Source organism: Streptomyces sp. NEAU-YJ-81 (genome assembly GCF_017592595.1).
In the GTDB taxonomy this organism is placed as follows: Bacteria; Actinomycetota; Actinomycetes; order Streptomycetales; family Streptomycetaceae; genus Streptomyces; species Streptomyces hygroscopicus_B.
In genome coordinates this window covers 68,663-83,227 of sequence record NZ_JAGFNO010000011.1, presented here as the reverse complement: position 1 = coordinate 83,227, position 14,565 = coordinate 68,663, and the positions used below count along the sequence as shown (strand labels likewise).

General features: G+C 71.2%; 7 protein-coding genes. 2 read left to right on the top strand and 5 right to left on the bottom strand.

Annotated features, from left to right (window positions below; translation table 11 throughout):
* Nucleotides 1–25 precede the first annotated feature (25 nt).
* Complete coding sequence (locus J5X86_RS23905; protein ID WP_208518804.1) at nt 26–1,219, bottom strand: CapA family protein; 1,194 nt, start codon at nt 1,217–1,219, stop codon at nt 26–28.
* A gap of 319 nt (nt 1,220–1,538) precedes the next feature.
* Here J5X86_RS23905 and J5X86_RS23900 point away from each other — a divergent pair, with 319 nt between their 5' ends.
* A complete protein-coding gene (locus J5X86_RS23900; protein WP_208518803.1) occupies nt 1,539–2,390 on the top strand; it encodes an SAM-dependent methyltransferase in 852 nt (283 codons plus the stop codon).
* A gap of 41 nt (nt 2,391–2,431) precedes the next feature.
* Here the strand turns inward: J5X86_RS23900 and J5X86_RS23895 are convergent, their stop codons facing one another.
* From J5X86_RS23895 to J5X86_RS23880, 4 genes are all read right to left on the bottom strand, one after another.
* Nucleotides 2,432–4,330, bottom strand: a complete 1,899-nt coding sequence (locus J5X86_RS23895) for a Xaa-Pro dipeptidyl-peptidase (RefSeq protein WP_208518802.1) — start codon at nt 4,328–4,330, stop codon at nt 2,432–2,434.
* 86 nt (nt 4,331–4,416) lie between these two features.
* A complete protein-coding gene (locus J5X86_RS23890) occupies nt 4,417–4,647 on the bottom strand; it encodes a DUF5988 family protein (RefSeq protein ID WP_208518801.1) in 231 nt (76 codons plus the stop codon).
* Between the two features lie 26 nt (nt 4,648–4,673).
* Complete coding sequence (locus J5X86_RS23885; RefSeq protein WP_078647100.1) at nt 4,674–5,444, bottom strand: AfsR/SARP family transcriptional regulator; 771 nt, start codon at nt 5,442–5,444, stop codon at nt 4,674–4,676.
* 743 nt (nt 5,445–6,187) lie between these two features.
* Nucleotides 6,188–7,000, bottom strand: a complete 813-nt coding sequence (locus J5X86_RS23880; RefSeq protein WP_208518800.1) for a cyclopropane-fatty-acyl-phospholipid synthase family protein — start codon at nt 6,998–7,000, stop codon at nt 6,188–6,190.
* 243 nt (nt 7,001–7,243) lie between these two features.
* On the opposite strand from J5X86_RS23880, the gene J5X86_RS23875 reads away from it, so the two are divergent.
* The gene (locus tag J5X86_RS23875) at nt 7,244–14,524 is read left to right on the top strand and encodes a type I polyketide synthase (protein WP_243981243.1); all 7,281 of its coding nucleotides are present in this window, start codon (nt 7,244–7,246) and stop codon (nt 14,522–14,524) included.
* Nucleotides 14,525–14,565 lie beyond the last annotated feature (41 nt).

Below are 14,565 nucleotides of genomic sequence, written 5' to 3'. Positions count from 1 at the left end.
CAGGCGGCACGGGGAGCGGGCCGGGTCAACGGCCCATCGTCAGGCCGTCCTTCTTGGCGCCCCGGCTGAGCACCGCCTCCTGGATGGTGCTCAGGGCGCTGGTGTAACCCGGGTTGCCGGGGCTCTTCTCCAGGGCCCGGGGAAGGTTCACCAGGGAGATCGGATCGTTGTCCACGGCGTGCGGGATGTACTCCGCCTTCTTCACCTCCCACGCCCTGCCCTGGGCGGTGGGCGGGGTGAAGGTGAAGCGCGCCGCCGAGCCCATCTGGCCGCGCTTGTCGGGCATGATCCCCGCGATCTGGTCCCCCATGCCGTAGACCACCCAGGTGCCGTTGACCTTCTCGTACGCCTGGGGGATATGGGCGTGGGTGCCGATGATCAGGTCGATGTCGCGGCGGCCCCCGTCCTTGGAGGCGGTCAGCTTCTTGGCGAGCGCGAGCTGCAGCTTGTCCGGCGCCTGCTGCCATTCGGTGCCCCAGTGCACGCTGACGACGACCACATCGGCCCCGGCGCGCCGCGAGGCCCGCGCGTCCTTGATGATCCGCGCCGGATCGATGAGGTTGACCAGCCACGCCTTGCCCTTGGGGACCGGGATGCCGTTGGTGCCGTAGGCGTAGGCGAGCTGGGCGACCTTGGCGTCACCGGCCTCCATCATCGTGGGACGGGTGCTCTCCGCGGCGGAACGGGCCGATCCGGCGTGCTTGAGCCCGGCCTTGTCCATGGCGTCGAGGGTGCGGACCACCCCCTCGGGACCGGCGTCGAGGGTGTGGTTGGAGGCGGTGGAGCAGGAGTCGTAGCCGAGCCTCTTCACGGCCGAGGCGAGCTGCGGAGGCGTTTTGAAGGTCGGATAGCCGGTGAACGGCCCGTGGGCGGCCCCGTAGACGGTCTCCATATGGCAGATGGCCAGGTCGGCCTGGGCGACGACGGGCGCGGCCTCCCGGATCATGCGCTGGAAGTCATAGCCGTCACCGCCCGCGTCCGCCTGTGCCTGCCGGATGACGGAGGCGTGCACCAGCAGATCGCCGGTGGCCACCAGGGTGAAGCCCTTCATGGCCCTGCTCCTGGCCGGTGCGGTTCTCGATGGCTTCTCCTCGGCCTTGGGGGTTGCCGGTGTCCCGCTGCCGCACGCGGTGGCGGCACCGAGCAGGGCGACGGCGAGCAGCGCCGTCCGGTGGCGTGGGTGATGGGACACGGTGCACTCCGCACTGGTCCGGGCCATGCCGGACCCTTTTGTTCTGATTGTCGGATTGTCATATTTATAGGCATGACATCCGGAGGGGTTGCGGAGTGATGGGGAGCTTCACCGGTTCGGCCGACCGGATGTACCCGATGGGCCCGGCTGCCCCCTGTCCGGCGCCCATCGATGGGACAATGCGCGCCTGCCGGGCGGCGCCGCGGCCCCGGCGGTCCCCAGGCCGTTGCCCGTCGCGTAACTCCCTTGTGAACATGAGCGGTTGGCGATGCGCGCGGAGTGCGGAGCTGACACCATGGGGTGTGCCGCCCGCGACATACGGCGGGACCTCGGGGGAGGACGCTTCATGCAGATCGGCCGGCCCAGCATCACCGCCCGCGGCGCCGCCGCGTTCCGCGCGGCCCACCAGGAGCTGGAGGGCGGCCGGGTGTTTCACGATCCGCTGGCGCTCCGTATCCTCGCCGCCGACGCGGACGACCCCCTCCTCGAGACGGCCTTCCGGCCCGAGCGCGAAGATGTGCGGCTGTCCGTGGCCGCCCGCGCGCGGTTCGCCGAGGACGCCGTAGCCGCCGCCGTGACGCGCGGGGTGCGGCAGGCGGTGGCGCTGGGGGCGGGGCTGGACACCTTCGGCTGCCGCAATCCGTACGAGGCGGAGGGCTTGCGGGTGTTCGAGGTGGACCATCCCGCGACCCAGGAGTGGAAGCGCGGCCGGCTGGCCGCCACGGAGATCCCCGTACCGCCCTCACTGACCTTCGCGCCGGTCGATTTCGAGCGGCAGAGCCTGGCCGACGGGCTGACGGCGGCGGGCTTCGACCCGGCCCGCCCGGCGTTCTTCATCTGGCTCGGGGTGGTGCCGTATCTGACACACACCGCCGTGCTGGACACGCTCGGCTTCATCGCGGGCCTGCCGGGCGGCTCCGGAGCCGTCTTCGACTACGGCGAGCCGCCGGACACGCTGCCACCGGAGCACCGCGCCGTGCACGAGGCCCGCGCGGCATGGGCCGCCGAGGCCGGTGAGCCCTTCCTCAGCTTCTTCACCCCGGAGGAGCTCGCCGGTGACCTGCGCCGGCTGGGCTTCTCCGCGCGGGAGGACATCCGCTACGGCGACCTCACGGCCCGGTACGAGAGCGGCCACCGCATGGCCGACGGGTACGCGGACCTGGGCGCCCATGTGATCCACACCTGGGTCCAGGGCTGAGCCCGGACCGCCGGTGGGCGGCCCGGGCATCGCCAACGTGCCTATGAGCGAAGGGACTTGGTGATTCCACCGGTGGCGGTCACCGGCACGGTGACACGGCTGCCGCCCAGGTCAACCGTCACCTTCGACCCGGTCGGATCCTCGAAGTAGAGGAAGTCGGCGTCGGTGCCGCCGAGGACCAGCCCCAGCCGATGGCCCGGCTTGATCTCGTAGTCGTTCGGCAGTGTCTTCCAGGCGATCCGGTAGGACCGGCCGGGGGTCATCGGTTGGGGGGTGGTGAGCGAGTGGCGGTTCTGGGCGTCCATCCAGCCGCGGGCGATCACCTCCGAGGATTTGCGCGCCGTCACATTGGCGGTCTTCTGGTAGCAGGCGTCGTCCTGGGCGGTGCTCTCCCCGTGGCAGGATTCCTCGTCCAGCCCCCGCAGACCGTCGTGGATCCTGTTCTGGGGCTCGTTGCGGTTCCAGTCGATCCGTTCCTCCTCGCCGTAGTCCACGAGCAGCGCGGTGAGGTTCGAGGTCGGTTTGTCGAGCGTGACCCGCAGATCCGCGGTGGGCGTGCCGGAGAGCCGTACCCCGGTGCGCAGCGGCGGGGTGAGGAACGCCAGCCGGCCCGGACGGCTCGCCGACGGGTCGGCCGTGAGATCCGCCTCGCTCAGCTTGGTGTCGGTGAAGGTCCCGGTGCCGCTCGCGGGGCTCAGCGCCAGCGAGCCGTCGGGCCCGGGGTGCAGGGGCACCGAGGAGGTGCGCGCGGGCCAGTCGGCCTGGGTCGTCCAGGTGGTCGGGCCGGTCTGCAGATCGACCCGGGGCTCGTCCATGATTCCGTTCTGGACGCCGTACAGCCAGTGGTCGAACCACCGGTGCACGGTGTCGACCCACTGTGCGCGCCGACCGGGCCAGTCGAACGGATCGGTGTGCCCGTAGCGGCCCAGCCACAGCTTGCGCGGCACATCGCGCTCGGCCAGCGGGGCCCACCAGTTCGCGAACTGGTCGATCCGTACGTTGTAGTCGCTGAGGTCGTGTGCCGCGAGGACGCTCGCGCGCACCTTGCTCACCTCGGGCGCCGGCCGCGCGAGGTAATTGCGCTCATGCCAGTGGGCGTTGTAGTTGCCGGTGGCGTCGTCCTCGCCGGCCTGCAACAGGTCGCGCACCGCCTGGCACTTCTGGGGTGGGTCGGTGTCCAGCGCCGTCGTCAGATAGGAGGCGAAACCATTCCAGTGCTTGGCGCCGTTGGTACGGGCGAAGTCGTACCACGAACTCATCCCGGAGATCGGGACGATGGTCTCCAGCCCCTCCACACCGGTGCCGGCCACGGCATTGGCCAGCATGCCCTCGTACGAGTGGCCGATCATGCCCACCTTGCCGGTGGACCAGGAGGCTTTCACCTCGCTGCCGTCGGCCGCGTACGCCGTGGCCCGGCCGCCCAGCCAGTCGATCGTCGCCTTGGCGGCCGCCACGTCGGAGGCGCCGCCGACCGTCAGACAGCCGTCGGATCTGCCGGTCCCGGTCACATCCACATCGACCACGGCGTAGCCGCGCGGCACGAAGTAATTGTCGTAGAAGAGAGGGAACTTGGCCGGGGCGCCCTGGGCGTCGTAGCTCTTCCGCTCCGACTCGAACCCGCGGCCCACGGTGTCGTTGTAGGGGCTGGCCGACATGATGACCGGCACCTTGAGACCCTGCTGGGTCTCCTTGGGCCGGATGATGTCCACCGCGACCCGGTCCTTGTGCCCATCGCCGTCACTGTCGACGGGCGTCTGGACCATGAGGTGCTCGCGCACGGCATCCGGATACGAGAACACCGGCTGGGTACGGCCGTCCACCACCCGGGCACCGGGCCGGGCGGATGTGCGGGCCGAGGCGGGCCCGGCGGGCAGTGCGGCAAGGGCTGTCGATATCGCGACCGCGGCGATCACCACGCCGCGCCATCGTGAGGTGAGCATACGGACCTCCTGGCCACGGCCCCCGCCCCGGGATCGGGAGTCGGCGGCGACCGGTCGGCGATCCCGGGGTTCCGGGGCCATGGAGGCTACTCGGCGATTTTCGTTCGCATGGTCCAGCGAAAGATCGCTGTGGTGATGTCAGCGGAATCGCTGACGAGTTCGAAGTGCTCGTATCCATCGCGATGCTGGATTTTGAGCTTTTTGCTGGTGAGGGTCGATTGCCCGGTCTGGAATGCCCGGGGCAGATCGTCCGGTCCGCCTTCGAGGACGACCTCGATCGGGCTGCCGTCGGACAGGTAACTGACGTGATCGCTCATATGTCCACCTCCTTACGCGGTCTTCCTCATGCGGGAACATGCAGTTCCAGCCGGTCATCCGAGGTGAGGATGGCCCGCTGCATGTCCTGCAGGGCCCGGCACGGTTCGAGCCCGAGTTCCTCATTGAGCGTCTTGCGCGCCGCTTGATACACATGCAACGCGTCCGCCCGGCGGCCACAGCGGTAGAGCGCCAGCATCAACTGACGGTGGAGTGCCTCCCGCAAAGGATGCTCGGTGGTCAACTGGTACAGGTCGCTCACCAGTTCACGATGGCGGCCGAGCATGAGGCGGGAATCGGTCAGCATCTCGATGCATTCCAGCCGGGCTTCCTTCAGCCAGGTCTGAAAGCCTTCGAGGATCGGCCCATGGCATACATCATCCAGCAACGGATCGCGCCAGAGATCGAGTGCGCTTTCGAAAGTGTCCGTGGCCTGCTGGTAGCGCCGCTCCCTGAGATGATCCCGGCCCTCGCACACCAGTCGTTCGAAGCAGTGGAAGTCCAGGCGATCGGGGCCCAGCCGCAGGACATATCCCGGGGGGCGGGTGAGAACGGGGCTTTCGCTCTGGCCGGGCCGGCGCAGGAACTTACGGATCTGGGAGACATACACATGGAGCCCGGCGATCGCCCGGCGCGGCGGATACTCCCCCCAGATCTCCGCGATGAGCTGGTCGATCGGGACCACTTGATCGGCGCGGACGAGCAGAACGGTCAACAGGACCTCGATCTTCCGCGCCCTGATGGTTAATTTCCGCTCTCCTTCTACCACCCGGAGAGGTCCCATGATCTCATATCGCACGATGTGCCCCATCCGAGTCGCCGACGTGTGCGGTCATGGGACAGTCGGCGCCTTTGCCGGAAGTGCCCGTGGTGTTTTCTGGGTGTTTCCTCGATTTCGAGGGCGATGTCCGTCTGCTTCCGGAGGCGCACGCATGTGCGGGGCGGGCTCTGGTGGCTCTGGAGGTCCGCGCGGATCGCCGTCCCGGGCCGTCCGGATGGCGCACGGCAATTGTCACGTCCCCGGAGTCCGGCGACCCCGGAGGGGATGGGAAGTGGGCGCTTGCTGAGCCGCTTGCGTGTGGAAAGTGGTCCGGCCGCGCCCCTCTGCGCGGGGACGGGCGGTGCCGCCGGATCCACTGACGCACGCCGTTCGCGACTGCCATTACTCACCCCTCTTTTATCGCGGGCCCTGCCGAGGAATCAGAGAACGGACAAGATCGACGTCTTCGGCGGGTGCCCCACATCGTAAGCAAGTCCTATGACTACCCACCTCACCTAGAATCCGGATATACGCGCCCTCGAGGCGGCGTCCTCGACGGTGCGGAGCGGGTATTCGCAATACGTCCGGAAGATCGGAGTCCGGATATCCCGCACTTGAGGTGGTGCAGTCCGCGAATGAGAATACGCGGACCGCATCGGCCGGGACAAGCGAATCTTGCGAGATCATGGGCCCCTTGTCGCCGCTTTGATGAGGAGCGAGGAATTCCGGCTCCGCGGGGCCCATGAAGGGGATGTCGAATAACCGTCAGGTTTGTTGGTGATTCAGGGCTTGTGGGCCACCACGATGGCGCAGCCGGCGCTCGGCACGGTGGGAAGCGCCGACTTGGCGGCGTCCAGCACCTCCTGGACGCTGACCCCGTGCCGCGCCTCGAACTCCCGGCGGCAGCGCAGGATGCCGTCGATCATCCGGTTGGCGGTGTCCTTCGTGTTCTCGGTGACATCGGTCAGCTCATCGAGCACCAGCCCCGCGTCACCGATCAGACCGGGCCAGTCCTCCAGCCGGGTCAGCGAGGTGACCACATCGGGATCGGCGTCCGGCTGGTAACTGCCGTCGCTCGGCGGGGTGACATCCGTGAGCACCACCCGGCCCCCGGACCCCAGCACACGGGCCATCTCCCGCAGCGCCGTCGGGCGGTCCATGTGATTGATCGATTCGAATGCGAGTACGGCGTCGAAAGCCGCGTCGTCGAAAGGCATGGCCATGGCGTCGGCGTATTGGAATGCCACCTGGTGGGACAGGTCGGCCAGCCGGGCGGATTCGGTCGCCTGTTTGACCTGGAGCTCGCTGATCGTGATGCCCAGGACATCGGCACCGGTGGCGGTCGCCACGCGCATCGCGGGTTTCCCGATACCGCAGCCGACATCCAGTACCCGGTCTCCCGCCCCCACCCGCAGCCGTTCGATCAGCAGATCCGTGAAGCGATCGGTGGCCTCCTGGACCGAACGGGTATCGGACGGACCGTCCCAGTAGCCGAAGTGGAAGTTGTCGTCCCACGCCATCTGCAGAAGCGGTCCCAGCGAGCTGTAGTAGTCCGACACCGTGCCGCCTGGCGGCACGGCCGATGGAGATGTCATGGCACTCCTCCTGTGTGCTCGGAGATCGGGTCGGCCAAGGGCACATAAAGGGCTCACCCGCTCAGCGATGGTCATGGGTTCCGGTAACGCGTCTCTAAAGTCACCGGCCGCGGCCTATTTGGTCTTGCTTTAGAGCCGCGCCCCACGATGGGCCACGTGCTCGCACCGATCATCAATCCGGAGCGGGAGTGCCGCCCATGACCCAGAACACGCAGATGTTCTCCCAGCGCCATATGGGGTGCGATGGATAGCGCCGCGCCCACCCGGACACCTCAGCAAGCGGAGCCCATCGCCGTGGTGGGAATGGCCTGCCGCCTGCCGCACGCACCCAGTCCGTCAGCCTTCTGGCGGCTGCTGCGGCAGGGCGGGAACGCCGTCACCACCATGCCGGAGGACCGCCGCCGGACCGGCACCGCCGCCACTGGCACCGCCGCCACCGGCACCGCGGCCAGCGGCGGCCCCGACCGGCCCGCGCCGACCTGGTACGGCGGCTTCCTGGACCGCGTCGACACCTTCGACGCCTCCTTCTTCGGCATCTCGCCCCGCGAGGCGACGGCCATGGACCCCCAGCAGCGGCTGATGCTCGAACTCGCCTGGGAGTCGTTCGAGGACGCGGGAATCCGCCCCGGAACACTGAAGGACACCCCGACCGGTGTGTTCGTCGGCGCCATCTGGGGCGAATACGCCACCCTGCTGCGCCGGGACACCACCGCGGCCACCCGGCACGCCATGACCGGTGTCCACCGCAGCATCATCGCCAACCGGGTCTCCTACGGATACGGTCTACGCGGCCCGAGCCTCACCGTAGACACCGCACAGTCGTCCTCGCTGGTGGCCGTCCACACGGCCTGCGAGAGCCTGCGGCGCGGGGAGTGCACTCTGGCGCTGGCCGGCGGTGTCAACCTCATCCTCACCGAGGACAGCATGACGGCCGCCGCCGCCCAGTTCGGCGGGCTGTCCCCGGACGGGCGCTGCCACACCTTCGACGCCCGCGCCAACGGCTTCGTCCGTGGTGAGGGCGGCGCGGCGGTCCTCCTCAAACCACTCGCCGCGGCCGTACGCGACGGCGACCCGGTCTACTGCGTCATCCACGCCGGCGCCATCAACAACGACGGCGCCACCGACGGGCTGACGGCCCCCAGCCCGGCGGCCCAGGAGGACGTGGTGCGCACCGCCCACCGGCGGGCCGGAGTCGCACCCGACGACGTCCAGTACGTCGAACTGCACGGCACCGGAACCCCCGTCGGCGACCCCGTCGAAGCGGCGGCGCTCGGCGCCGCGCTCGGCACCGCCCGGACGGACGGCACACCCCTGCTCGTCGGCTCCGCCAAGACCAACGTGGGCCACCTCGAAGGCGCCGCCGGCATCGTCGGCCTCCTCAAGACCGCCCTCGGCATCCAGCACCGACTGCTCCCGGCCAGCCTCCACTTCACCACCCCGAACCCGCGGATCCCGCTGACCGAGCTCGGACTGCGGGTCCATGACCGGCTCGGCGACTGGCCCCGCCCGGACCGGCCACTGCTCGCCGGGGTCAGCTCCTTCGGCATGGGCGGCACCAACTGCCATCTCGTCCTCGGCGAAGCGCCCGCCCACGCGTCCGCCTCCGTGCCCGCACCCGCGTCCGCCCCGGCCGACACCCCCGCGCCCCCCGTGCCCCCTGTGATGGCCTGGCCGATCTCCGCGAAGACCCCCGCGGCGCTGCGCGCCCAGGCCGGGCGGCTGCGTGACCATCTAACGGACCACCCCGACCTCTCCCCGGCCGACATCGCACACTCCCTGGCCACCACCCGGACCGCCTTCGACCACCGCGCCGTGCTCCTCGGCGAGGACACCGACGAGCTGCTGAGCGGGCTGGACGCGCTGGCCGATGGCGCGGAGACCGCCGGAGCGGTGCGGGGCAGCGCCGTGGACGGCGGCCTCGCCTTCCTCTTCAGCGGCCAGGGCAGCCAGCGAGCGGCCATGGGCCGTGAGCTGTATGCCGCCTATCCGGTCTTCGCCGCGGCGCTGGACGAGGTGTGCGACTGCCTGGACGCACGGCCGGCGGAGCCGCTGCACGAGGTGATGTTCGCCCAAGCCCCTTCGCCGCGGGCGGCGTTGCTCGACCGGACCTCGTACACCCAGCCCGCGCTGTTCGCCATCGAAGTGGCCCTGTACCGGCTGGCCGAATCCTGGGGACTCACCCCCGGCCATGTGATGGGCCACTCGGTCGGCGAGATCGCCGCGGCCCATGTGGCCGGTGTGCTCACCCTGCCCGACGCCTGCACCCTGGTGGCCGCACGCGGCCGGCTGATGCAGTCGGTCACGGCGAAGGGGGCCATGGCCGCGCTGCAGGCCGACGCGGACGAGGCCGCCGGACTGCTCGCCGGATGGGACGACCGGCTGGACATCGCCGCCGTCAACGGGCCCTCGTCCGTGGTCCTTTCGGGCGACCACGACGCCGTCCACGCGGCCGCCGCCGCCTGGCGCGAGCGTGGCCGCAAGGCCCGGCTGCTGAAGGTCAGCCATGCCTTCCACTCGCCGCATATGGACGGCATGCTCGACGAACTGCGCGCGGTCGCCTCGGAACTGACCTTCTCCGCACCGGCCATCCCCCTCGTCTCCAATGTGACGGGACGGCTCGCCACCGCCTCACAACTCGCCTCACCCGAGTACTGGGCCCGCCACGCCCGCCACGCGGTGCGCTTCATGGACGGTGTGCACACCCTCCTGGACGCCGGTGTCACCACCTTTCTCGAACTCGGACCGGACGCCCCGCTCACCGCCATGACCCGCGAATGCCTCACCGCACTGCCGGGACCGGCCCCCGGGAGGCCGCGCCCGGCCGCCGCGGCCGCGCTGCGCCGCGACCGCCCCGAGCCGCGCACCTTCGCCACCGCCATGGCCCAGGCGAATGTCCGCGGCGCCGAAGTGGCCTGGGACCGGGCCTGCGCCGGGCATCCACGGCAGCGGGTCGCCCTGCCGACGTACGCCTTCCAGCGGGACCGCTACTGGCCCGGCGCCCCACCCGAATCCACCGCGCCGTCCACCCACGCCACCGGGACGGACGGCGCCCTGGACCCGGCACCGCCCACAGGTGAGTCGGCCGAGTCTGCCAACGCGGCGTGGCACCGCGATCCACTGGACACCGTGCGGACGCACGTAGCCCTCGTCCTCGGGCACTCCGCGCCGAGCGCCGTCGATCCCAGCCTCACCTTCAAGGAGCTGGGCTTCGACTCCCTCGCGGCGACCGAACTGAGCGAGCGGCTCGGCGCGGCCACCGGGCTGCCCCTGACCGCCACGCTCACCTTCGACCACCCCACGCCGCTGGCCGTCGCCGACCACCTGAGGGCCCACACCACCCCCGCCACCGGCCCTTCCGCCACCCCACCCGCGGCCACGGCCACCACACCGGGCGACGCCGGGGAGCCGATCGCGGTGGTCGCCATGGGCTGCCGCTTCCCGGGCGGGGTCGACTCGCCCGAGGCGCTGTGGCGGCTGGTGGCCGAGGGCGCCGACGTGATCGGGGAGTTCCCCCGGGACCGCGGCTGGGACCTGGCCGGACTCTTCGACCCCGACCAGGACCGCCCCGGCACCAGCTACGCCCACGAGGGCGGCTTCCTCTACGACGCACCGGAATTCGACGCGGAGTTCTTCGGCATCAGCCCCCGCGAGGCGCTGGCCACCGACCCCCAGCAGCGGCTGCTGCTGGAAACCGCGTGGGAGACCTTCGAACGGGCGGGCATCCGCTCCACTGCCCTCCAGGCCAGTCCGACCGGGGTGTTCGTCGGAGTGACGGCCCAGGACTACGGCCCCCGGCTGCACGAGGCGCCCAAGGGGCTCGACGGCCATCTGCTGACCGGCGGCACCCCGAGCGTGGTGTCCGGCCGGGTGGCGTTCACCTTCGGCCTGGAGGGGCCCGCGGTCTCGGTGGACACGGCGTGTTCGTCGTCGCTCGTGGCCGTCCATCTGGCGGTGCGGGCACTGCGGCAGGGCGAGTGTGCGCTGGCCCTGGCCGGAGGCGTGACGGTGATGGCCGCCCCCGGCATGTTCACCGGCTTCTCCCGCCAGCGGGGGCTGGCCCCCGACGGCCGCTGCAAACCGTTCGCGGCGGCGGCCGACGGCACCGGATGGGGCGAGGGCGTCGGCCTGCTGCTCCTGGAACGGCTCTCCGACGCGCGGCGCGAGGGCCACCGGGTGCTGGCGGTGATCCGGGGCTCGGCCGTCAACCAGGACGGCGCCTCCAATGGCCTGACCGCGCCCAACGGCCCCTCCCAGCAGCGGGTGATCCGTCAAGCCCTCGCCGACGCCCGGCTGTCGCCCTCCGAGGTGGACGCCGTCGAGGCCCATGGCACCGGAACCACCCTCGGCGACCCGATCGAGGCCCAGGCCCTGTTCGCCACCTACGGGCAGGAGCGACCCGGAGACCGGCCCCTGTGGCTGGGCTCGCTCAAGTCCAACATCGGCCACACCCAGGCCGCCGCCGGCGTGGCGGGTGTCATCAAGATGGTGATGGCCATGCGGTACGAACTGCTGCCCGCCACTTTGCACATCGACGCGCCCAGCCCGCATGTCAACTGGGACAGCGGCGCGGTGCGCCTGCTGACCGGGCCGGTGGAGTGGCCGCGCGACGAACGCCCCCGCCGCGCGGGTGTGTCCTCCTTCGGCATCAGCGGCACCAACGCGCATCTGATCGTGGAACAGGCCCCCGAGCCGGAACCCGCACCCGCAGAGGCGCGGACGGACGAGGACGACCAGCCGGTGCCCTGGGTGCTCTCCGCCCGGAGCGCCGAGGCCCTCCGGGGACAGGCCCGGGAGCTGGCCGCCCGCATGGCCGCCGACAACACGCCGTCACCCCGGGAGGTGGGCTGGTCACTGATCACCACCCGGACGGCGTTCGAGCACCGCGCGGTGATGGTCGGCGACGACAGCGACGAACTCACCGCCGCCCTCCAGGCGTTGGCATCCGAGGGCACCCACCCGGGCGTGGTGCACACGGGTACGGCCGCCACCACGGGCGGCGCGGGTCCGGTGCTGGTCTTCCCCGGGCAGGGCTCGCAGTGGGCCGGGATGGGTGCTGGACTGCTGGCCGCCTCGCCGGTGTTCGCCGCCCGGGTGGCGGAGTGCGAACGAGCGCTCGCACCCCACGTCGACTGGTCGCTCACGGATGTCCTGCGGGGGGCCGAAGGCGCCGCCGAGCTGAGCAGGGTGGACGTGGTGCAGCCGGTGCTCTGGGCGGCGATGGTGTCCCTGGCCGCCGTATGGGCCGAGTACGGTGTGCGGCCCGCCGCCGTGGTGGGCCACAGCCAGGGCGAGATCGCGGCGGCCGTGGTGGCGGGAGTGCTGTCCCTGGAGGACGGCGCGAAGGTCGTGGCGCTGCGCAGCCGGGCCCTGCGGCGACTCGCCGGCGGCGGGGCCATGGCCTCCCTCGGCGTAGGTGAGGAACAGGCCGCGGAGCTGCTGTCCGGGCTCGGCGACCTGGCCGCCGGGGTAGTGGTGGCGGTGGTGAACGGGCCCGAGTCCACTGTGGTGTCCGGGCCGCCGGAGCACGTGGCCGCTGCCGTGACCGCCTGCCGGGAGGCGGGCGAGCGGGCGCGGATGATCGAGGTGGACTACGCCTCGCACAGTCCCCAGGTCGACGAGATCGCCGAGGAACTCACGGGGCTGCTGAGGGGAGTTGAGCCGGTCGGCGCGTCCGGGGCCGGGGTGGTGTTCTACTCCACCGTGACCGGCGGCCGGGCCGATGCCTCCGTGCTGGACACGGGCTATTGGGTGCGGAATCTGCGCGAGCGGGTGCGGTTCGCCGAGGCGGTCCAGGCGCTGTTGGCCGATGGCCACCGGGTGTTCATCGAGGCCAGCACCCACCCCGTCCTCACCATGGCGATGCGGGAGAGTTTCGAGCACGCGGAGAGCGGCGCCGCCGCGGTGCCCACCCTGCGCCGGGACCACGGGGACCTGGCACAGCTCACGAAGTCGGTCGCGCGGGCGTTCATCGCCGGGGCCGAGGTGGACTGGTCGGCTGCCTTCCCGGCCGACCCCACGCCTCGTACGGTCGATCTGCCCACGTACGCCTTTCAGCGCCGGCGCTACTGGCTGGACACCCCCGGCGGGTCCGGCGGGGACCCCGGCGCCCTCGGTCTGGTCGCCGCGGACCACCCGTTGCTGGGCGCCGCGCTGCGGCTCGCCGACGGCAGTGGCCATGTGCTGACCGGACGTCTCTCCCCGCAGACGCACGGCTGGCTCGCCGACCATGTGGTGGCGGGCGTGGCCCTGGTCCCCGGAACCGTGCTGATGGAGTGGGCGCTGCGGGCGGCCGACGAGGCGGGCTGCGGTGCGGTGGAGGAACTCGCGCTGCGGCTGCCGCTGGCGATGCCCGCGACGGGCGGCCGGTGCGTCCAGGTGGTGGTGGGCCCGTCCGCCGACGACGGACGCCGCGACCTCGCGGTCTACTCCCTCCCCGACGACGCCCTTCGCGCGGGTGGGGACACCGACTGGATGTGCCATGCCGTGGGCGTACTCGGTCCTGCCGTACCGGAGAGCCGAGCGGGGGAGCTGCCCGGGACATGGCCGCCGCCCGGAGCGCGGCCGGTGGACACCGACGGCTTCTACGAACGGATCGCCGCATCCGGATACGCCTACGGAGCCGCGTTCCAGGGGCTGCGCGCGGTATGGCGGGACGGCGCCGATCTGCTGGCCGATGTGGAACTGCCCAAGGCCGCGGGAGAGCCCAATGGGTTCGGTATCCACCCCGCCCTGCTGGACGCGGTGCTCCATCCGACGCTGCTGCCCGGCCATACCGATCCCGGGCCGGAGCCGGACGAGGGGCGGATGTGGCTGCCGTTCACCGCGAGTGGCGTGTCCTTGTGGGCGGCCGAGGCCACCGCCGTACGGGTCAGACTCACCGCCCGTCCGCAGGCCGCCGAGGGCGAGCGGGAACTGCGGGTCGTCGTCGCCGACGCCGTGGGCGCCCCGGTGCTGACGATCGACGCACTGCTGCTGCGCCCCGCCGAGGCCGATCAGTTGCGAGCCCTGAACACCGGCCGGATGGCCACCGATGGCGGTGGCGGGGGAAGCGTACGGCGGCGTACCGCTGCCGCCGCCGAAGTGCCGTCCGTCGACTGGGCCGCTCGGCTGGCGCGGCTGTCGGCCCTCGACCGGTATCGCACGCTTCTCGGCCTGGTGCGCGACCACGCCGCCACCGTGCTGGGGCACACCGATGCCGAGGCGGTGCGCGCCGACGCCAGCTTCAAGGAGTTGGGCTTCGAGTCCCTGACCGCTGTTGAACTGCGCGATCGCCTCGCGGCCGCCACGGGTCTGCGGCTGCCCGCGGCCCTGATCTTCCGGCATCCCACCCCGGAAGGCATCGCCCACCACCTTGTGCGACGGCTGACCTCGGACGGCACCGCCGCCACCCCCACCGCGATCGTCCCGCCGAGCACGCAGGTGCCACGGCAGCCGACGGATGAAATGAGCGCGGCCCAAAGGCTGGAGTCCGCCTCGGCGGATCAGGTCCTTGAGTTTATTGACAACGAGCTTGGAGTGTCCTGAATGTGCCGGGCGCGACGATCGCTGAAGGCCGGGTAACCCTC